The organism is Ameyamaea chiangmaiensis, assembly GCF_013376175.1.
GTDB classification, from domain to species: domain Bacteria; phylum Pseudomonadota; class Alphaproteobacteria; order Acetobacterales; family Acetobacteraceae; genus Ameyamaea; species Ameyamaea chiangmaiensis.
Window position 1 is genome coordinate 11512 of sequence record NZ_JABXXR010000014.1, and the last position, 19806, is coordinate 31317.

14 protein-coding genes are annotated in these 19806 nt (G+C 63.1%); 8 read left to right on the top strand and 6 right to left on the bottom strand.

The window, feature by feature from the left end:
- Nucleotides 1-48: 48 nt before the first annotated feature.
- The 5 genes from HUK82_RS03730 to HUK82_RS03750 all read right to left on the bottom strand — a co-directional run bounded on the left by HUK82_RS03730 (nt 49) and on the right by HUK82_RS03750 (nt 8372).
- The gene (locus tag HUK82_RS03730) at nt 49-2157 is read right to left on the bottom strand and encodes a ParB/RepB/Spo0J family partition protein (RefSeq protein WP_176612660.1); all 2109 of its coding nucleotides are present in this window, start codon (nt 2155-2157) and stop codon (nt 49-51) included.
- 172 nt (nt 2158-2329) lie between these two features.
- Nucleotides 2330-3526 (bottom strand): DUF932 domain-containing protein, encoded by a 1197-nt coding sequence (locus tag HUK82_RS03735; protein ID WP_176612661.1) that lies wholly within the window; start codon nt 3524-3526, stop codon nt 2330-2332.
- A 156-nt stretch (nt 3527-3682) separates the two neighbouring features.
- Nucleotides 3683-6658, bottom strand: coding sequence for a TrlF family AAA-like ATPase (locus HUK82_RS03740; protein ID WP_176612662.1), 2976 nt, complete (start codon nt 6656-6658; stop codon nt 3683-3685).
- Nucleotides 6659-6780: 122 nt separating this feature from the next.
- The gene (locus HUK82_RS03745) at nt 6781-7734 is read right to left on the bottom strand and encodes a hypothetical protein (RefSeq protein WP_176612663.1); all 954 of its coding nucleotides are present in this window, start codon (nt 7732-7734) and stop codon (nt 6781-6783) included.
- Between the two features lie 83 nt (nt 7735-7817).
- Nucleotides 7818-8372, bottom strand: coding sequence for a hypothetical protein (locus HUK82_RS03750; RefSeq protein WP_176612664.1), 555 nt, complete (start codon nt 8370-8372; stop codon nt 7818-7820).
- A gap of 124 nt (nt 8373-8496) precedes the next feature.
- Between HUK82_RS03750 and HUK82_RS03755 the strand changes: the two genes are divergently transcribed.
- The 8 genes from HUK82_RS03755 to HUK82_RS03790 all read left to right on the top strand — a co-directional run bounded on the left by HUK82_RS03755 (nt 8497) and on the right by HUK82_RS03790 (nt 18279).
- Entirely contained in the window at nt 8497-9090 is a 594-nt protein-coding gene (locus HUK82_RS03755; RefSeq protein ID WP_176612665.1) for a DUF6088 family protein, read from the top strand.
- Nucleotides 9083-10102: a nucleotidyl transferase AbiEii/AbiGii toxin family protein gene (locus HUK82_RS03760; RefSeq protein WP_176612666.1), complete on the top strand. Its 1020-nt coding sequence runs from the start codon at nt 9083-9085 to the stop codon at nt 10100-10102. The genes HUK82_RS03755 and HUK82_RS03760 overlap by 8 nt, the downstream gene beginning before the upstream one ends.
- A gap of 18 nt (nt 10103-10120) precedes the next feature.
- Nucleotides 10121-11905 (top strand): ATP-dependent nuclease, encoded by a 1785-nt coding sequence (locus HUK82_RS03765; protein WP_176612667.1) that lies wholly within the window; start codon nt 10121-10123, stop codon nt 11903-11905.
- Nucleotides 11892-13709 carry an ATP-dependent helicase gene (locus HUK82_RS03770; RefSeq protein WP_176612668.1) on the top strand — a complete coding sequence of 606 codons (1818 nt, stop codon included), beginning with the start codon at nt 11892-11894 and terminating at the stop codon, nt 13707-13709. The genes HUK82_RS03765 and HUK82_RS03770 overlap by 14 nt, the downstream gene beginning before the upstream one ends.
- 79 nt (nt 13710-13788) lie before the next feature.
- Entirely contained in the window at nt 13789-15117 is a 1329-nt protein-coding gene (locus HUK82_RS03775; RefSeq protein ID WP_176612669.1) for an AbiJ-related protein, read from the top strand.
- A 99-nt stretch (nt 15118-15216) separates the two neighbouring features.
- On the top strand, nt 15217-15657 hold the full coding sequence (locus HUK82_RS03780) for a hypothetical protein (protein ID WP_176612670.1): 441 nt from the start codon (nt 15217-15219) through the stop codon (nt 15655-15657).
- A 10-nt stretch (nt 15658-15667) separates the two neighbouring features.
- Nucleotides 15668-16300, top strand: a complete 633-nt coding sequence (locus tag HUK82_RS03785) for a hypothetical protein (protein WP_176612671.1) — start codon at nt 15668-15670, stop codon at nt 16298-16300.
- A 2-nt stretch (nt 16301-16302) separates the two neighbouring features.
- A complete protein-coding gene (locus tag HUK82_RS03790) occupies nt 16303-18279 on the top strand; it encodes a tetratricopeptide repeat protein (protein ID WP_176612672.1) in 1977 nt (658 codons plus the stop codon).
- Between the two features lie 405 nt (nt 18280-18684).
- Here HUK82_RS03790 and HUK82_RS03795 read toward each other — a convergent pair whose 3' ends face one another.
- Entirely contained in the window at nt 18685-19776 is a 1092-nt protein-coding gene (locus HUK82_RS03795; protein ID WP_176612673.1) for a glycosyltransferase, read from the bottom strand.
- Between the last annotated feature and the right edge of the window lie 30 nt (nt 19777-19806).

Below are 19806 nucleotides of genomic sequence, written 5' to 3' on the forward strand. Positions count from 1 at the left end.
GAAAAGGCCCGCCGTCGCCGGCGGGCCAGTCTCGCAAGTCGTTGACGGTTATTCGGCCGCGACCGCGTGGGCAATGTCGTCGGCCACTCCATTCTCTGCGAACGGCTCGTTTTCGGCCATGGCCGTTTCGCCGCCGATTGCCGTCGATTGTTCGATCGCCTCGACAGACTCGGCGGTCACAACGGATTCGACATTCGACGCGCTCCGATCGGCGGTGCGAAGCGGTTCAGGCAACCAGCCGGTATCGTCGAGCAGCGTCTGTGCTTCCGCTGCCATGTCGCCCTTCTTCAGATGCTCGATCCGATCGGCGGCGCGTTGGCCCTTCGCCTGGGAAACCGCCTGAAGGATGCGGGCCTTCGTCACCCGGCCGAGGAAGTTGTCCACGGTCGGCTTCCACCCGGCTGCCGCCATGTCGAGGTCGACCGCCTGCGCCAGCCGGTCGGCATGGGCGGCCGCACGGGGTCGCCGGTTCCAGGGCTCGTACACCGCGTTGACCGAAAGGCTGACGATGTGGGCGAACAGGCCTGCCTGGCTGTCGCCGTCCCATTCCTGCAGCGCATCCCAGAGATCGGCCGATTCCTTGGGAAGCGCCTTCGACCAGCTTTCGTGCCGCACGCGGATCGCCTCGGCCGACACGCTGTCGTTGAGCCCCGGCGCCTGCGTCCCGAAGCTGACGCTCTTCAGGTCCAGCTCGAGGCAGCTATCCGAGCCGTAGTGGTAGAAGGTCTTCAGCGTCAGAACGTGCAGGGCCGCGACGAAGGCGACGTCCGGTCGCTCGCCGAGGGCGTTGCGCAGGCCGAGCGTCAGATGCGAGGTCAGCTCGGTCATCAGGCGGTCGGACATGGGGGAGAGACCCTCGTCCTCCTCCGGCTCGGCGTCTGGCTCCGCCGTCATGACGGCCTCGTCGCCCTCATAGCTGGCGGCCATCGCGCGTTCATCGTCGCCGTCCGCGTCCGGCTCGGACGTAGGCTGGGCCGCCAATTCGTCTTCCGGTCGGACATAGCCCCGCTCGATGCGAAGCTGGCCATCAGCGCCGATGCTGATGAAGGTGCCGGCACGCACGATCTCGGTGGCGTCGAACACGACGGGTCGGTCGTCAAAGCCCTCGATCAGCGTCTCCAGCTCCGACAGGCGCTCATCCACCTCGTCCGGCAGTTCGTCGGCGTCCTGGTATTCCTCGGACAGCCGGTCGAACTCGGCCTGGAGCGCATCGCGGCTCGCTTCCTCCTCGGCCGACAGTGGAACGGCCTCGCCGCGAAGCTGGCGCAGGCCGAAGGCGTGCCCGTAAGCAAAGTCGGGCGCGACCTCGATCCACTTCCAGCCTTCGGCGGCGATCGCTTCGGCGTCCGCCTTCAGCTTGTCGGCCACCATCTGGTCGACCAGCGGGACATCCTGCAGCCAGCCACCATCGTCGCCCTGGAACAGGTCGCGCAGCACCGTGCCGCCCGCCGCGACATAGGCGTCGACGCCGATGAACTGCGCACGTTTGTCCGATGCGCGGACCGCGCCTTCGGTCAGCATCCGGCGGATGACATAGGGCTGCTTGTCGTACGAGACCTTCAGGCGCTCGAAGACCTGCTCCTGGCGCTCATGGTCGCCCGAGACGGTGAAGGCCATGAGCTGGTCGAGCGTCATGCCGTCTTCGGCATAAACGTCGAGCAACGCCGGGGAGACCGAGGCCAGCTTCAGGCGCTGCTTCACCACGTTGACCGAGACGAAGAACGCGGCAGCGATCTCTTCCTCGGACTGCCCCTTCTCGCGTAGAGCCAGGAAGGCCCGGAACTGGTCGAGAGGGTGCAACGGCGCGCGCTGGACATTCTCGGCGAGCGAGTCCTCCTCGGCGATGCCGCTGTCGCGGACGATGCACGGCACCGGCGCGGTCTTGGCGAGACGCTTCTGCTTCACGAGCAGCTCCAGCGCCCGGAACCGGCGGCCACCAGCCGGAATCTCGAACATGCCGGTCTCGACGCCGGCCTGATCGACGACCGCGCGCACGCTGAGGCCCTGCAACAGGCCGCGGCGGGCGATGTCGTCGGCCAGCTCCTCGATCGAGACGCCGGCCTTCACCCGCCGGACGTTCGACTGGGAGAGCAAGAGCTTGTTGAAGGGAATGTCGCGCGAGGGCGAGAGGGTGATCTTCTGAACAGTGGTAGCCATCGGGATGTACTCCGCGACGAGCGCCGAAAGCCTCTCTCTCGGCATCAACTCGTCACGAAGCGCAGCGCCGCCCTCTCACTCTGGAGGGCAGCGCCGCAGAACCGACGATCAGGAAAGACGGAAAGGCACCAAGCCGGAGACACGCCCTTCCGTATCTGCGGCTTTCCGGGAGTCAGGCCGCCCGCTCGAGCAGCTTCTTGGCGCGCGCCTCGAGATCGAGTCGCGCGTCCTGCTGGGTCTTGTCGCGCGCGACCGCGGTGATGCCCTGGACGAAGTCGAACACGCTCTCGGGCTTGCGGCCTTCTTCGGCCAGCACCGTCTCGATGATCTTCGCCGTCTCGGTCTTCGAGAACCCACGCTTGCGCAGGAAGTCGCTGCGATCCTCGTCGCTACGCGCCACGATCTTCTCGCGCGCCGCCTTGATGCCGTTGACGAAGGGGAGCGGCGAGGAGTTGGCAAAGCGGGTCAGCGCTGGCGCGGCCTCATGTGCAAAACGCGAGGCGGCGTATTTCGAGTGGCGGATGATGATCTCCTCGAAATCCTCGACGCCCCAGAGATTTCGGTTCTGGCAAACGGCGCGGAGATAGAAGCTCGCCATGCCGAGCGTCTTAGCGCCCACCTCGGAATTCCAGCAGTAGAAGCCGCGGAAGTAGAGGTCGGGCGAACCGTCGGGCAGCCGGCCGGCCTCGATGGGGTTAAGGTCGTCGACCAGGAATAGGAAGACATCGCGGTCAGACGCGTAGAGCGTGGTCGTGTCCTGGGTGATATCGACGCGCGGGTTGTAGATGCCGGTCGACCAGTCGAGCACGCCCGGCACCTTCCAGCGGGTGTCGCCCGTGCCGTTGCCGGCGATGCGCTGCACGGCCGCGACCAGCTCATGGTCGAAGATGCGGCCGTAGTCGGGTCCGGTGACGGCGCGCAGCTCGACGCGACCGTCTTCGATCTCGAGCGTCTTCACCTGCTCGGCGCGATGGGAGGTCAGCCCATATTGCAGGTTGATCCCGGCCAGTGGCGCCGGAAGCTGCCGGAGGTAAGCGGCCGGTGCGCCGACCAAACCAGCGAGCTGTCCGAAGCTCCAATGCGTCGGCGCGATCGGCGTGTCAGACCCGGGCAGCATTAGTGCCAGGCGTTCGGCATCGTCGCGGCTCGCCTCGACCCGGATTGCCGCGCTTTCGACAGTTCGGGTACGGCTCCGCTCGGTCCGGCCATGGACGGCGGCATAGAGGTCCGACAGGGACAGGTAACGCTCGTCCGCCGGTCGCGAGAACCATTCCGACGATACCCGGCTGATCCGCTCGCCGCGGCTCAGATCCACCTTATAGCCGCTAGCGCGGTCGCGAGCGGCATCCAGAATCTCCACATGGGTCATGGCTAGTCTCCATGACGGGCGTCGGAGGCCTCTCCTCCAACCTTCAACCCGTCACGGAAAATCGGTCCGCGCTCTCACTCTCGGGGCGTTGCGGGGTCTCCCCGCAGAAGGGGTCGGTCGAGACCTAGGGCTCGGCCGCAGGAAAAGGCTTTCCCCTTATCGATCCAATCTGACTCGCAGTCGGCGAGCACGCTCCCGGAAGGCTTCCTCGCCTCCTTCCAAGATGTCGCAGACCGCCTTGCGGATCTCAGCGTTCTCCAGCCCGCCAGCCCTATAGGTGATCGGCGGAAGCCCGCCCGTTAGATGAGGTCCGGCGTCGGCAACGATGATCTGATCCGCGTCGGTGTTGATGACTAGGTTGGCGTTGTGGGTGACCATGATCACCTGGCGCTTGGCCTTGGCGGCGATGAACAGACCCACCAGCTCCTCGAACACCGATTTGGGGTCCAAATTTTCCTCGGGCTGATCGATGATCAGAGGCCGGTCATCCGCGTCGTCGAGAGCCAGATAGAGCAGGAGAAGCACGATGCCGCGCGTTCCCGGCGACAACTTGCGGATGTCGATTCCGTCGTAGACAATTTCATAGCGCACCGAGATGTGGTCGGTGTCGAAAAGCCAGTGAGCGAACTGTTTCAACCAGGCCCTGAACTCCACCTGCTGGTTTTGAGCATAGGGCGCATGGCCAATCAGGTCTCTCATATATTGGGCGATGAAACTGGCCATCGCTGCCTGGACATCGGCGGCTGATCCTGTCTCCCAGGCCGGCCGCAGGGTAGTTTCGGCGAGGCCGATCAGCGCTCCGCGGCCTTGAAACGGCCCGGCTTTGCGGCGATCGAGCAGGTTTTCCTCGGCCACCGTTCCCCAAGCGGCGACATCGACGACGCGGCGGACGGAAAAGCCGAGCTTGCGCAGCGTGCCGGTCGATGCCGTCAGGCGAGCCATCAAGGGGGCATAGAGGTCCGCGAGCGCGGCCTGCTCGCTGATGATCGCTTGAAACACCCGGCCGTAGGCGGCATCGCGCTCGGCCTGAAGCAGCCGTCGGCGCTCGGCGGCGCCTTGGGCGTCGGTCAGTCTTGTCTGAAGGTTTTGCAGCGCGGCGTTCTCCAACGCAATGCGCTGTGAGAGCACCGCATATTGGCTTCGGACGACATTGTCAGCGCTGACCAACGCCTCCAGTCGGGTCATTTCGGCAAGAAGAGTGTTGAGTGGAAGTTTGGACAGGTCGGCATTGTCCGGAAAGTACGGCGTGTTCGGAGGCGGCGGAGGGAGCGGCACGCCCGTGAGCGCCGCGATTTGCTGGTCGGCCCAGGCAACGTAGCCGGCGAGACTCGTGTCGACCGGGCCTTTGTAGATAAGCAGGAATTCATCCCATTGCTGCGGGCTCAGGCCGCTGTGCTGGTGCCGCTCGATGGCCTGCCGCAAAAGTTCGGGCGCCTTGGTTACGCGCGTGCTGGCGACCTCGTCCTGCAGGGCGAGGAAGGTGCGGCGTTGATTGCCGTAGGCCTGAATCGTAGCGCGAATCGCCTGGACGGCCTGACTGATCTGGGTATGCCGTTGCGCTTGCGCTTCGGTCCCCTTGAGGACCAGCTTGGCCAGATCCTGGTTGTAGCTCTTGATCTGGCCGTCCTTTTGCGTGACCTGTAAGGACAGACCCGCCACCGCCGCCTCTTTCTCGATCTCGGTGGCGATGCGCTCGGATATGTCGGCGATCGCGTCTGCTTCCCGTTCGCGGGCCTGCTGGAAACGGGCGGTCCGAAATCCGCGCAATTCGGCGAAATCAATGGCTCCGTCGCGGCCATCCTGCGGATGGGCCTCGAAGATCACGCGTTCGATTTCGGAGATCAGGCCGTCGGACACGCCAGAGGAGGAACAAAGCTCCTCGACGAACTGCTGAGAGAGGTAACGCGCACGGGGGAAGGCGAGATGGCCGTTGGCGTCACGGCCGTCCAGGAAACGCGTGACCGAAGCGCCGCCGCCCCAAGCCAGCGTCGTGGTCGCGTTGCCGAGAAGCTTGCGGGCTCGCACCAGAAAAGAGGGGCTGATGTTCTCGTTGGCTCTCCAGGCCGCCGGCGTGATCGCGTCGCAGCCGGCGGCGATGACGTCGGCCAGCGCGGTCTTGCCGGAGCCGCGCGCGCCGATGATCGCAACGAGGCCGGCATTGAGGGGAATCGCAGGTGTCGCCGCCCAGCCAGCATCGGCGATCGCCACATGCGAGATGACCTGCGAAGGCATCGCGGTGCGCGGCGGCTCAGCGCCGACATAGGCGCGACCTTCCGGGTCGATGCACGCCTGACGCAGCGCGTCGAATTCGAGGCCGCCCTTGATCCACGAGTAGCGATCCTCGACCGGCTGTCCGACGGTCTGCTGGTCATGGGCATCGCTGCCGTGAAGGCAAGGTTTGCAGCCGTCGTAGCGCTCCCGAAGCTGATCGAGTGTCACGCCGCGGCGCCCGCACCAGAATTCACGCTGCGCCACGCTGCTCGAAAAGATGATGTGCGCGAACTTCTCGATTTCCTGGCGCATGGTCGCATCGGCGGCCTGGCGCAGGCCAGACGTTCCGTCGCCGGCCGCACCCGCGACCGCGACGAGGATGTTCGCCTTCGCCCAGTCGCTCTCGCGCATCACACGTCGAAGCTGGTCGAAATTGACCTTGAACTGCGTCGCGCCATGCGCGAGCGCCGCCCGATCGTCGATAATGCTGGGGTCGGCCTTCTTGCCGAGCGAGATCAGATCCTGGCGGGTGCAGTTGAAGGTATCGCCGTGCGCTTGGAACTGCAGGCGCTGAAGGATGCGATGCAGCTCGTCGACGTGCCTGGGGTCTTCGGGGCTGACAAGAAGATGGACGTTGACGAAGCCGGTTTTCGCGGCGACGTCGAGGCGCAGTTCGACGTTGGGAAAGATGAGCTGAACATTGGGCAGGCGACCCGCCGCCTTATATCCCAGGATGGTCTGATAGGTATCCGTCAAATAATAGTCCGTCACCGCGATCGCCTCGACCTTCGGCGTGACGGCTTCGAGCGTGTCGAGGTAGGTTTCCCAGGGCGAGCCGCCGCCGAACTGATTGTTCAAGACGGTGCCAGGCGCGTGAATATGCGGTTCCCAGCGCCGCCACTCAGATCCACGACCGATCATATTCCCTCCGCTGATGCCGGTCGTTCTTCGCCGTAACGGCGTTGCCCCGGGCAATGTATTCGACTGCAATATTGAAGTGTTTAACCGTTACATGAGCGACCAGCGCAGAGAAACGTCGAGCATTAGCGGCTCACGCGAAACGCCCATCCAAGCTCGTTACGCTGGTCGTTGAGGCCGTCCGAATAATCATGAAGAACCGACTCGATTTGGTGCTCGCTCAAGGTGCAGGGGTTCTCCAGCGCCGTCTGATCCCACCCGATATTCCAGATCGTCAGCAATTCGGGTTTGTCGCTCCAGCGCGGCAGGAAGAAGGTGATCGCCATCAGCGTCGGGAACTGCCGCAGGATACCGATCTGGGTCTGATGGCCCGCAAGATTGCTCTTTCCATCAAACTCCGGGAGCGAGAGGATCTGTTCTCCGGGGGAGCCGAGCGCGATCTGCCACAGCTCTCCGCTCACGCAGCTTTCAGCGGGTGGGCCGGCGTGGAAGAACACCGGCAGCAAGCCGGACGGACCCTGCGCGACGCCGCTGAGGCGCCCAAGATCGACCACGAGCACCGTAGGGCCGTATTCGATCTGCCCGGCCTTGATGTTGTTGCTGATCTTCTGGATCGTGTCGTCGATCCGCGTGACGGAGTCGGCGTCGGGCAAGTGCCCTGAAATCTCGTGCGGCTTTCCGAAATGGATGCCGGGTTGCCGTGCGCGGCCATCCAGCTTGGCCGCGATCTCAAGCGCTTCGTGACCGATTTCCTTGTGACGTCGAAGCGGTTCGGCGATTTCGAGCGCCTTGACTTCGAAATAGAGGTGTCCGTCGGGATGCGGGTAGCGGAAGTCCGGCCGCTTCGCCTGATGTCCTCCGGTCCCCGGCGTGCGTTCGAGCACGACGCCGCGGTCTTTCATCGCCAGGTAGAAGGATGCTTCCGAATAGGCCTCATAGGCCTGTGCCATCTGGACATGGTCTTCGGGCCCGGTCACCGCCTTGAGCTTGGCGCGCAACTCGCGGTCCAGCGCCGCCAGCGTGGCGTCGCTGGCGGCGTCCAGATTGATCCGTTCGACCTGTTCGCGCGTCATCATCATGATGGGAACGGAGACGGTCAGACCGGACAGCAACTGCGACACGCGAACGAATTCGTCGATGGATGTAGTCGCCATCATCGGCCTCACGCGCGGCGCAGCATCCGCTCGACGCGGACGCGCTGATAACCATTGGCATGCACCTGCTGGCGCAGTTGGCCGAGGTCACGAACCCCGAACGCCACGGCGGCTTTGATGGGACTGGCGAAGGTGGCGTAGTAGGTCCAGCGCACACCGACCGGGAGGGACGCGTTCTGACGGCGATCGGTGATGGCGATGTCGCGCGGATCACTCGTGTTGCGGAAGGCATGGAAGGTGAACCAGTCCGGCCGCCGGTAACGCGCGGCCTTCATGAAGGGCACCGACTGCACCTTGACGTCGCCCTGGTCGAGCACCCAACCGCGCTGCTCCAGAATCTGCCGCACCATATGGCCGATCATCTGCTTGACGCGGTCCGCCAGCACGTCTTCGCGGAACGCCTCTAGAAGCTGCTCTTCGATACCTTCGACGGCCGGCTTGCTGAGCTCCGACGCCGTCTCGAGGCGGGCGACGTTCTCAGGCAGTGTCAGGAAGGTCCAGATCTGCTGGCCGAGTTCCGACGCGTACAGCGACGCAAACTTTTCAGGGTTGTAGATGAACATGGCGGGCCTCCATTTCAGGCAAATATGCCCGGTCATTAAGGTCCGGTCAAGGTGACCTCAACCATAATGTGGAGCGCCTTGAAGACTGTCAGAAAACTGCGTATATTTCTGACAGGAGATAGCGATGCAGCGACTGACCGAACAGATTCTTGCTTACGCGGAGGGTTTGCCCGAGGGCGCGCCCGTTTCCGCAAAGGGTCTCCTGCACCTTGGCAACAGGGCTGCCATAGACCAGGCATTGTCGCGCCTTGTCGAACGGGGCCAGCTGATGAGGGCGGGTCGAGGTGTTTATCTGCGTCCGATCTCCAGTCGGTTCGGCATCAGGTCGCCTTCGGTCCAGCAGGCGGTCGAGGCGCTCGCCAGTCAGCGTGGCGAGGTCATCGTGTCGAGCGGCGCAGCGGCGGCGAATACGCTCGGGCTCACGACGCAGGTGCCGGTGAGGTCGGTCTATCTGACCTCTGGCCGCAGCCGGACGATGAGCCTGGGTAAGCAAGTGGTCGAGCTTCGGCACGCGCCACGTTGGCAGCTCGCCCTGGCCAATAGGCCCGCCGGCGAGGCGGTTCGCGCGCTCGCCTGGCTGGGGCCTGAGAAGGCCGAAGCCGCGTTAAAGGCCCTGAAGCGCAAGCTTCCTTCGACCACGTTCCAGGAGCTGGTGGCGGTGGCGCCGCAGCTTCCGACCTGGCTGGCGCGTAGCGTCGGGAAAGCCGCGCATGGCTGACGTGTTCCACGCTCTGTCGGCTTCGGACCGTAGCGATGTCCTGGGCATCGCAGCCGATAAATCCGGTCGCCCCGCGCATCTTCTCGAAAAGGATGCATGGGTGGTCTGGGCGCTGTCGGCGCTCTACGGCTCGGCGCTGGGCGAACATCTGGTCTTCAAGGGCGGTACGTCGCTGTCCAAGGCCTACGGAGTGATCCGGCGCTTCTCCGAGGATGTCGACCTGACCTATGATATTCGCGCAATTGCCCCCGATCTCGTCGGCGAGAACGGCGAGGCTCTGCCGCGTTCACGCAGCGAGGAGAAGCGCTGGTCGAGCGAAGTACGAAAGCGCCTTCCGGAATGGGTGGCCGGAAAGGTCCACCCGACGATCGCCGAGGCGTTAGCGCGCGAGAACCTCGCCGCGGCGATTCGCGCCGACGGCGAGAAACTGTTCATCGACTATGAGGCGACGGCCACCGGGACGGGCTATGTCGCGCCAAGCGTGATGCTCGAATTCGGCGCGCGCTCGACTGGCGAGCCGGCGAGCCTGCGCGATGTCGTCTGCGATGCTGACGGGCTGGTCGAGAATGTCGTCTTTCCAACCGCCCGGCCTCGGGTGATGCATGCGGAGCGAACCTTCTGGGAGAAGGCGACCGCGATCCATGTCTTCTGCCTGCAGGAACGACTGCGCGGCGAACGCTTCGCCCGTCACTGGCATGACGTGGTGCGATTGGACGAGGCAGGCCTGGCAGACGCCGCGTTCGCGGATCGGGATCTGGCGGGCGCCGTCGCGCGCCACAAGTCGATGTTCTTCGTCGAGAAGGGGGCCGATCGCGAACCGATCGATTACGCCGCTGCGGTCAACGGGGGTCTGCGTCTCGTACCGGCCGGGGAAGCGCTGAAAGCGCTCGGCGATGACTATGCGCACATGGTCGATGACGGCCTGCTGCTCGATGACGCCGAATCTTTTGAAGCGTTGATGGCGCGCTGCGCCGACATTGCCGAGCGCGCCAACCGCGGCAATCAAACATAGGAAGCAGGGGGCAACAGTGTGCGGATATCACGGGTAAAAATAAGCAATTTTGCCAACTTCTCGGACATCGACGTCGAGACGGGCGAGAGCATCGTCATTGTCGGCGAGAACAAGGTCGGCAAGAGCAACTTCATCCGCGCCCTGCAATTGATCCTCGATCCCGGGCTGTCGGAGCGTGACCGCCAGCTCGGGCTCGAACATTTCTGGGACGGCCTGGGCGAGAACAAGCTCGGCGAGACGATTGAGATCTCTGTCGATCTGACGGATTTCACCGGCGACCCGCGCCTGATGGCGCACCTCAACGATTGCGTGGTGGACCCAGGCCCTCCCATGGTCGCGCGCCTCACGTACCGCTTCCAGCCAAAGGCAAATCTCGGCCGCGATCCTGAAAGTCTGGCCGACTACGAGTACGTCATTTTCGGCGGCGACGATCCAGATATGGCGATCGGATCGTCCTTGCGCCGGATGCTGCCGCTCGATGTCCAGATCGCGCTCCGCGATGCCGAGAAGGACCTGTCGAGCTGGCGAAACTCGCCGCTGAGGCCCCTGATCGAGCAGTTGGCCGCCTCGCTCGACGAAGACGCTCGTGACGAAATCCAGGAACAGGTCAATGAGGCTCAGGCCGAGTTAGCCGGCCATGCCGAGGTGGTTGCTACCGCGCAACGGATTAGCGACCGCCTGATCGCCATTGCGGGTGAGCAGCACGCCGTTCCGCTCACGCTCGGCCTCGCTCCAACGCGGGTCGATGCGCTGCTGCGCAGCCTGCGCTTGCTGATCGACAATGGCGCGCGCGGCATTGGCGACGCCAGCCTGGGCACCGCCAACCTGATCTTCTTGGCGTTGAAGAGCCTCGAGCTCGATCGTTTGGTGACTGACGGCGAGCGAGACCACACTTTCTTCGTAGTCGAAGAGCCCGAGGCGCATCTTCATCCGCATGTCCAGCGGCTGGTCTATCGCTACTTCCTCGGCGGCGCAGCGGATGATCAGGAAGACGCGCGGCCGCTCACCACCATCCTCACGACGCACTCGCCGCATATCGCGAGCGTCACTCCGATCCGCTCGATCGTCCTCCTCCGCCACGACGCCGGCGAAGACGCGACGACCGCAGTCTCCACGGCGACAGCTCCGCTGACCGAGCGCGATGAGGCCGACCTCCAGCGCTATATCGACGTCAGCCGCGGCGAGATCTTCTTTGCGCGCGGCGTCATCCTCGTCGAAGGCGACGCCGAGCGGTTTCTCATTCCCGCATTCGCCGAGGCGCTGGGCATACCGCTCGACATGTTGGGCATCACGGTCTGCTCGGTGAGCGGCACCAATTTCACGCCCTATGTGAAGCTGCTGGGGCCGCAGGGCCTGAACATTCCGCACGTCATCCTAACCGATCGCGATCCGAACGGCGCGAACCCGCCGCTGGTGCGCCGCCGCCTCATCAATGTGCTGCGCCTGATCGAGAACGGCGTGAACTATACGCCGCTGGACGCCGACGCCGTGATCGCTCGTGCCGAGCCACTCGGCTATTTCGTAAACAGCAACACGCTTGAGCCGGAGCTGTTCTGTGACGGCCTGGCGGAAGCGATGCAGCAGGTCATCGAGGAGGAACTGTCGATCAACCAGGCGACCCGCGACCTGATTCAAGGCTGGGTCGACGACACTGACACGCTCGATGAGGAACGCCTGATCAAGCTCATCGAACGGATCGGCAAGGGGCGCTTCGCGCAGGCGCTGGCGCCCCACGTCGATGAGGATACGTGCCCGGACTATATCCGGAGGGCGTTGGAGCACATTCGCGATGCCCTTGCGTAGTGTCAGCGCCGCATATCTCGCCCAAGCAGCGGACTTGGCCAGTAACCCGGGCCAGCAAGCCGCCTATGACTCGACTGGCCATTGTGTCGTGCTCGCGGGTCCCGGCAGCGGCAAGACCAAGACGCTGGTGCTCAAGCTTGCCCGGATCATGGCTGAAGATGTACGCGCGCCACGTGGCGCGGCATGCATCACCTACAGCCAGGAGTGCGCACGAGAGCTGACGCGCCGGTTGGAACGGCTCGGCCTGCGAGAGGCGCCGAACCTTTTCATCGGCACGGTCCATGGCTTTTGCCTGCGGCATCTCTTGATGCCCTATGGCCGGCTTGCCGATCTGCCGGTCCCGTTTCCGCTCGCGGTCGCCACGCAACGTCAGAGCGACCAGGCGATGAAGCGGATCGGCGACAGGCTCTTTGGCGTGGGTCATCCGAACAAGCCAATGGACCTCGGACGTCATCGGCGGTCAATCCTCGACCGGACCTCGGAAGACTGGACCAGCGAGGAGGAGCTTGCGGCCTGGGCTGAGGGCTACGAAGCCGAGTTGCGGCGGACAGGCCTCGTCGATTTTGATGACCTCGTGATTTTCGGTCAGCGGCTGGTCTCAGAGCACGATTGGGTGCTCCCGTTGCTCCAGGCGAAATTTCCGGTGCTCGCGGTCGATGAATATCAGGATCTCGGCGTCGCGTTGCACCGCATCGTCAAGCGCGTGGCCTTCGACGGCGGCGTCCGCCTCTTTGCGGTGGGAGACCCTGATCAATCCATCTACGGATTCACGGGTGCGGATGGCGCTTTGCTGCAGGAGTTGGCCGAGCGCGACGACGTCGAACGCGTCCAGCTCCAATTGAACTACCGCTCGGCCTCGCGCATCGTCAGCGCGTCGGAAATGGCGCTCGGCGAAGCGCGGGGCTATCAATCGAACGATCCCGATCGCCAGGCGGTGATTGCCTTCGTTGAATGCGACGATGGGCTGGAGGGGCAGGCCGCGCACGCGGTTGCCGAAATCATTCCCGCCGCGCTCGCCGCCAAACCGGGACGCGCGCTCGGCGACATCGCCATTCTTTATCGGGACTATCGCGCCGGCGACGTGGTGGCGGAAGCCGTAGCGGCTGCGGGGTTCGACTTCGTGCGCGTCGACACGGCCGCGCCTTATCGGAAGGTCGCGCTTACGAGCTGGATCGAGGATTGCGCGGCATGGTGCGCGGGTGGTTGGCGCGAAGCGCGGCCGCAGTTGCGTGGCTTGCTGGACCGGTGGATCGGCTTTCATCGCGCGCGAATTTCAGATGCGGAGGCCAGCGCGGAATTGCAAAGCCTAACCCGGCTTCTCTGGTCGCTCCGGGTTGAAGAGGGGCTAGCGCGAGACTTCGTCGCGGCGCTGCGGGCAGGAATGCTCGACGCGCTGATGGCGGCCGAGCCAAGTTTGGCGGATCAGTGCGAACAGGTCGATCGCATGTCGACGGCGCTCGCTGTTGGCGGGCCGCTTGCTGATCTCGATCTTGCAAGCCTTGGCGGTCGCGATGGCTCACCGCTCCACCTCAATCTGTTGACGCTGCACTCCGCCAAAGGCTGCGAGTATGACGTGGTGATCATGGTAGGGCTTGATCTGGGCAGCTTGCCTTGGCGCAACGAACTTCCTTCGGCTCGTCGACAAAGCCGCCGCCTGTTTTATGTGGGGCTGACGCGGGCCCGCGATGAAATTCACATGCTGTATTCTGGTTATGTCGATACGGGACGCGGGAGGATGTATTGGGGCCGCTCTCCATTCCTGAACGAGCTTGAAGCACGAATGGACGAGGCCGAGGGCAACTAACGATGCTGTCATTCCGCGAAGCGCAGACCATCCAAGACTTGGCCAATCCTTGGCGCATAGTGATGGCGGCGATCTGACCATGTCTACGGATCTCCGTGCCAAGATCGCCAACTTCTTCCATCCGATGTCTCACGCTGCGCTGGACATAGAGCCGTTCCGCATTGCGGGACTGGAGATTCCACGCGGGGATGGGTTTGCGAAGAGCCAGCGGATTGATGCTGCGCTGGACAACCTCTCGGAAATGGAGATGGCGAAGCTAGCGCTGAAGCTCGCTCAAGGACGAGGTGACGTCGCCCTAGACGAGGCAGGTCGCAAAGTACTCGAAGCCGACGAGCCGCCATTGACCCGTATCACGCGTCGTGATGTTGCGCGCGTGTTCGGAGACGACCTGGCCGGCGAGGCCGACGTAATCGAGTTGGTCGGCCGCTATTTCGTTATTTCCGATCCATTTGAGGAAGTATTTGGCGGTAGCGGCAGAAGCCTCAGGAACAAGATCGAGCGTCATATGGTGCGAAACCCGGGCGACTGCTCGGTGGAGTTCCTCTTCGGAGAGATCGGTGCATTCGATTGTTCGCGGGCGCGGTTCGGCGCTTTGCTTCAGGACACGGTCCACCCATTGGCCCGTTCAGGGGAGGAACAACTTCGGACCGTAACCGCACTCAACAAGGTTCTCGCTCGGGACGGTTACGAGCTCGCGGTGGATGGCGATGAATCGGGACATCCGATCTATGCATTCCGGCCCATAGTGCGGGGTGTAGAGGGGCGTCCTAAGAACCTGATTTTCGCGTCTCGCGGCCCGAAGCCGGAACTTGGCTTTGCCGATGCCATCAACAACGACATCGTTATTCTCTCCGGGGAGGAAAGCTGCCTCGTATACGACCGTCCAATTACAGCCGCGAACGGCTTATTATGGTCAGAGCTAGTGACATGGTGGTCTGAACAAGGATCAGGCGGTGACGCCGTTAGTCTCGGTAAGCGCCTGCAGGAGTCTCTCGCCTCCGATGCTGAAAGAAAGATCTTCGCGACCTATTTCAAAACCTATCGAAACAGCGTGGCCGACGCTCTTCCTGCACTGTTGCCTCAAGTTTATCTGCACTACGATCCGGCTGTCGTAAAAATGCTCCGCCACCGTTTGCCCCTGATACGTCAACGCATGGATTTTCTTCTCTTGCTTCCCGGCCGCCAGCGGGTCGTGATCGAAGTGGATGGGAAGCATCACTTCTCGGAGGGCGAAAAGCCTTCGCTGAAGATCTACAGCGCGATGGTATCGGCCGACCGCGAACTGCGTCTTGCTGGCTACGAGGTTTACCGATTTGGTGCCAATGAACTGGTTGGCACCGGATCCGAAAAGGTAATCCAAGATTTTTTCGACAAGCTATTTCGTCTACACCGAGTGACTAAAGCATAGATTGAAGCCTTGACATTTGGCATCTCCGTACTCGCTAGAATGGATGCTCACCAAACCTAGGATATTTTCGGTCTGCAATCGAGGTCGGAGAAGGCATTCATGGATCGGCTCACTCTCAACTACGTCTGGAAGCAGAAACCAATTCCGGTTGTTCTGCGTCGGACCGGACGCGGTGAGAAGCTTCGGGTTCGACTGCCTTTCGCCGATGACAATCGGCAATGGTTGCAAAACGGTCGGCGGATGACACCAGAGTGGATCAGCGGCGATCACGCGTATTGGGAACTGCCGAAGTCCTGGTTCAACGATTTCGTTGATCGAGCATTGCAGCGCTACGGCCGGGTTTACATCATCCAGCCTTATCGCGAGCAGGAGATCTGTGCGCGCGCCTGTCAGGAAGCACAGGGGCACGAATGTCAGTGCTCCTGCATGGGCGCCAACCACGGCACTGGCAATGACGGAAGCTGGTTCGAGGTCTCCGACACCTTCTCAACCCGCTGGGGCCAGCGCGAGCTCGCCTGTCGTTTGCTCACGCTCCGGTAGGAAAGAGTTCATGGATTTTGTTCATATTGCCATTTCTGCCCGCCTAGCCCACGGCGATCTCGTCGCCGCCGACGCTGCCCTCGAAGCCGGCCCCACCGACGACGGCGTCAGGCTCATTCTGTTGAAACAGCTCCTGGTGTCCTGCGCGAACGTCACCGATCTCGAGCTGATCTGTCGTGCACTCTACAAGGATCATCCGGCGATTTCCGAGATCATCACGCCTCATCGGCGCAACTTCGAATTCGCCAAGTACATCCGGAACATCGCGGTTGGTCACGTCAACCCGGCGCTCAGCCAGAAGACCCTCGAATGGCGGCCCGAGCTCAACGCCGTTCTGACGCAACCTGGCGCGCCGGCCGAGGCGTTTCTGGGCTACGCGGTGTTGGAGAGCGCGATCAACACCTTCGTGGATGGCGAACGGCACCGTATCTTTGACAGCGATACCGACCTGGCTTACCCGCCAGACCTGACGCGATTCCTCAATTTCTTGGGGTCGACCGTGCATGTCGGGATCGCTTACTGCGCTGCGGTGGCCGCCGCGGCGCTCGAGCATGCCCACTTGCCCGACTTTAACCAGAACTGGCTGGAGTTGTCCGCGAAAGCGGGCGCCACTGACTTCGCCTTCATTACGCGCAAGGGTTAGGGATGGCTGACGATTTGGACCACCTCGACGACCTGCCGAAGCGTGATGCAAATCATGTCACGGAGGAGAAGGCGGAAACGGCCTTCCAGGCACGTCTAGCGGCGAGTGGTCGCTTCATCCTCCAACGCGCCGACCGCAAGGACTATGGAACGGACTGTGAGATCGAAGTCGTCGATCAGGAGCAGGCCACCAACGTCAGGGTCCACGTGCAGCTCAAAGGGACCGAACGCCCGCTCAACGCGGATGCCTCTCTCAGCATTGAGGTCAACCGCTCGAATCTGAATTACTTGCTGATGCACCCGCACAGCTTATACGCCGCTTATCACATCCCGACGTCGTCGCTGCGCATCTGCCCAGCGGAGACTGTTCTCCACCAATACGAGCACGCGGGAAAAAATTGGACCCACCAGCAATCGCTCACCGTCAATTTCACTGACGAGCTGACGAACGCGCGGCTGGATCGGCTGGCCACTGTGGCTAGATCTGCTGCGCGGGCGGCGCGCGATCGTCGGATCGAGCAGACCCGGGCGGCGCCTGGCGACATCGCTGGCCTCGTTCGGTGCGGTATTCCGGACATCCATGTCCCGGACGATCCGGCCGTGGCTAGCCAACTCCTTGCGCACCTCTACGATCAGGACGCCGACACGGTGATCAGCGCGGCCTTCGATCGGTTCGCAGAAGTGCTCGGGGTGGGCAACGAACCCATGGGCCCCGCTTACATGGCTGAGGTCAACCTGGGGATGGCGGGGTTAAGTCGGTCGCGCGCCCGGATCGAAGACGCCGTGAAGTTTTTCAGGAATCAGCTCGACCTAGGCCGCTACGAGCGGGGCAGCCTTCACTACACGATCGGCAACGCCTTCTCGGCGCTCGGCCGGGAGGAAGACGCCAAGGCCGCCTATGAGGCGGCTCTCGCCGATCCCGCGTTCGCCAATACGCCGGACCTAGCATCCCAAGGCCATAAGAACCTCGGGACGAGCTTTGAGCGGCTCGGAGATGAGAAGCGAGCAGTCGAGCACTATCGCGAAGCCTTGCGGCTGAACCCGCACCTTCCTGAAGCTCACAATGCCTTGGCCCAATTCTACGTGCGCCACGGCGAGTGGAAGCACGCCCTCGCGCATCTGGATCAGGCCGTCTTCACCGACCCTACGCGCGCCAAGGCGGCGGGCGTTGCAGGGTGGAGAGCCAACGTGCTCTTCAACATGGGAGAGGGGAGCGCGGCGTTCCGTGAGATCAATGGCCTCCTTGTCCAGGCTGACTGCGAGCCATGGATCTGGCCGTTTTTCGCACGGCTGGTGGCGAGCTTCGGTCGGACAACGACGGAGAATGCGCGCCGAGCGCTGGGCTTCTGGCACCGCTACGTCGGCGCCCACCCCGAGACATCTGGAGGCCGTCGCGAGCTGCTGTTGGCGACCTTGTACCTGCGAGCGGAGGGAGAAGATGTTAGCTGGACCTACGCGGAATTCCGCGCCGAGTTCGATCGCCAAATCGAGCACCTCGACGACAAGGATGAAGTCGCCTTTTTATGGGATCGCCTTGGGCACTGGGCGCAAGATGAAGCGGACTGGGCCGAGGCTGAGTTCTGTTTTCGGAAGGCCTACGATCTGACGGGCGGTCACTACGGCTACTGTCTCGGGACCGCCCTCAACTTTCTCGGTCGGTTTGAAGAGAGCCTGCCCATCTTGCGCGAACAGGCCGAGCGCATCCAGCCTGACGCCATGAGCTGGTTTCAGCTCGGCGCGGCCTACGGCGATCTTGGCCAGTCCGCGCAGGCCATCGACGCCTATGAGAAGGCGCTCGCGCTGGATCCCGATTACGACTCGGCGATGTTCAATCTCGGCGGCACTCACTGGAACAGGGGCGAGAAGATTGAGGCTTTGGCAATTTGGACGACGGCCATCGACCGCTTCCCAGATCACGAGCTCGCCGCCAAACTCCGACGTGAAATGCCGGTATTCTTTCCGCCCTATCCCGCCCGATGAAGCCCATCTTCGGACAACACGGTTCTTGATCAGTGAAGGGGGGTCCCGACCGATTACGGCCGATCATCGGCCGCCATAGCTCGCGATGTCAGCTGTTCGTGACGGTACTTTGATGAAGCTGATTAAGCGTTATTGCATTTCGAGATCGAGGGGTTTTGGGCCTGATCGACCTCGATAGATATCGACAGCAGACAAAAAAATTCTGGGGCGATTTTCTCTTTAAAATCAAGAGTATATCTTTTTGACGGCCCGAGCGTCGGCTTCCGGCACTACAAGATAGACAAAAGCAAGCTATATCAAAGACCTAGCTGGTCCTTGAACAATCGAGTGGGAATGACGGCCGCGAGCGAAACATCCTCACTCCGCCTACGATAACCTACTGATTGGGACGTTTCTCGCCGGCGGTTACGCCGTGCGTCCGACGTCCTCGAACCGCTGAAGGAAACGGTCGCCGGCGATGTGAAAGGCCTGGGGGCTGAACCGTTGCAGGACGGCTTCTCGCGCATGGGCGCCCATGGACGCCATGTGGGCTGGGTCGCGAAGAAGCGCGGCCAGCGCCTCGGCCAAGGCATCGGTGTCGTCGGGGGGTACCAGCACGCCGGAGACGTCGTTCTCGATGGTGAAAGCGGGCTCTCCAACGCGGCTTGCGACCACGCACAGTCCTGCTGTCATCGCCTCATGCGCCGCAAGACACAGACCCTCGCGCTGAGAGGGTTGGACATACAGATGCTGGTCGGCCAGAAATCTCTCGGTGTCTTCAACAAAACCTGGAAGCGTCACGCAATCGGACAGTCCGGCCGCGGCTATCTGGGCTGTCAGAGCGTCGTAGGCAGGCCCGTCACCGGCGATCGTCAGCGAAAACGGCGTCAGTCCGGGCTGGGCGCGAAGACGCCCCAAGGCCGCGATCAATCGATCGTAGTTCTTGACCGGATGCAGCCGCCCGACGGAAGCGATGCGCACCGTCTCGCCCGGCTGCCAGCCGCGCGCACGGGGCTGCTGGCGATTGGCGATGAAAAGCGGCCACACCAGACGGCGCTCGGCCGGAATGCCAAGGAACGGCCCGAGGATCGCCTCGACAGACCGGGAGTCCGCCAGCCACAGCCGCGACAGGCCCTGCGTCACGCGCAGCAAGCGACGGTTTGCGGGTTTGAGGGCGGCGGAATGCTGCCAGCTTGCCACCGGCAGTCGATGGCGCAGTCCCATCGCCTGCCCAAGAAGCGTCGCCCGCGTCAGTGACGTCCAGAGATGGGAGGGACGAAGCTCGGACAGGCAGTGGTCGAGCCAGAGGGCGGCCTGGGCATGGTCAGCCGGGCCGGCGGGGCAGATGCGCAAGGCGATCCCGGCGGCCTCGATCGGCGCGATGGCGCGTCCATCCCGGCGGGTAAGGGCAAGGACTGTGACATCATGCCCACATGCCCGCACATGCCGCAGTAGATTGGGAACGGGGAAGGCGGCGCCTCCCCCCTCCGTGGAGTTGATGATGTAGGCGAGTCGCATGGTGCGGCGACCGGAACCGGTAAGCCGTGC

What these genes read in the sequence shown, in the direction of transcription:
- HUK82_RS03730 (WP_176612660.1), bottom strand. Translation starts at nt 2,157, where the DNA reads ATGGCTACCACTGTTCAGAAGATCACCCTCTCGCCCTCGCGCGACATT.
- HUK82_RS03735 (WP_176612661.1), bottom strand. Translation starts at nt 3,526, where the DNA reads ATGACCCATGTGGAGATTCTGGATGCCGCTCGCGACCGCGCTAGCGGC.
- HUK82_RS03740 (WP_176612662.1), bottom strand. Translation starts at nt 6,658, where the DNA reads ATGATCGGTCGTGGATCTGAGTGGCGGCGCTGGGAACCGCATATTCAC.
- HUK82_RS03745 (WP_176612663.1), bottom strand. Translation starts at nt 7,734, where the DNA reads ATGATGATGACGCGCGAACAGGTCGAACGGATCAATCTGGACGCCGCC.
- HUK82_RS03750 (WP_176612664.1), bottom strand. Translation starts at nt 8,372, where the DNA reads ATGTTCATCTACAACCCTGAAAAGTTTGCGTCGCTGTACGCGTCGGAA.
- HUK82_RS03755 (WP_176612665.1), top strand. Translation starts at nt 8,497, where the DNA reads ATGCAGCGACTGACCGAACAGATTCTTGCTTACGCGGAGGGTTTGCCC.
- HUK82_RS03760 (WP_176612666.1), top strand. Translation starts at nt 9,083, where the DNA reads ATGGCTGACGTGTTCCACGCTCTGTCGGCTTCGGACCGTAGCGATGTC.
- HUK82_RS03770 (WP_176612668.1), top strand. Translation starts at nt 11,892, where the DNA reads ATGCCCTTGCGTAGTGTCAGCGCCGCATATCTCGCCCAAGCAGCGGAC.
- HUK82_RS03775 (WP_176612669.1), top strand. Translation starts at nt 13,789, where the DNA reads ATGTCTACGGATCTCCGTGCCAAGATCGCCAACTTCTTCCATCCGATG.
- HUK82_RS03780 (WP_176612670.1), top strand. Translation starts at nt 15,217, where the DNA reads ATGGATCGGCTCACTCTCAACTACGTCTGGAAGCAGAAACCAATTCCG.
- HUK82_RS03785 (WP_176612671.1), top strand. Translation starts at nt 15,668, where the DNA reads ATGGATTTTGTTCATATTGCCATTTCTGCCCGCCTAGCCCACGGCGAT.
- HUK82_RS03790 (WP_176612672.1), top strand. Translation starts at nt 16,303, where the DNA reads ATGGCTGACGATTTGGACCACCTCGACGACCTGCCGAAGCGTGATGCA.
- HUK82_RS03795 (WP_176612673.1), bottom strand. Translation starts at nt 19,776, where the DNA reads ATGCGACTCGCCTACATCATCAACTCCACGGAGGGGGGAGGCGCCGCC.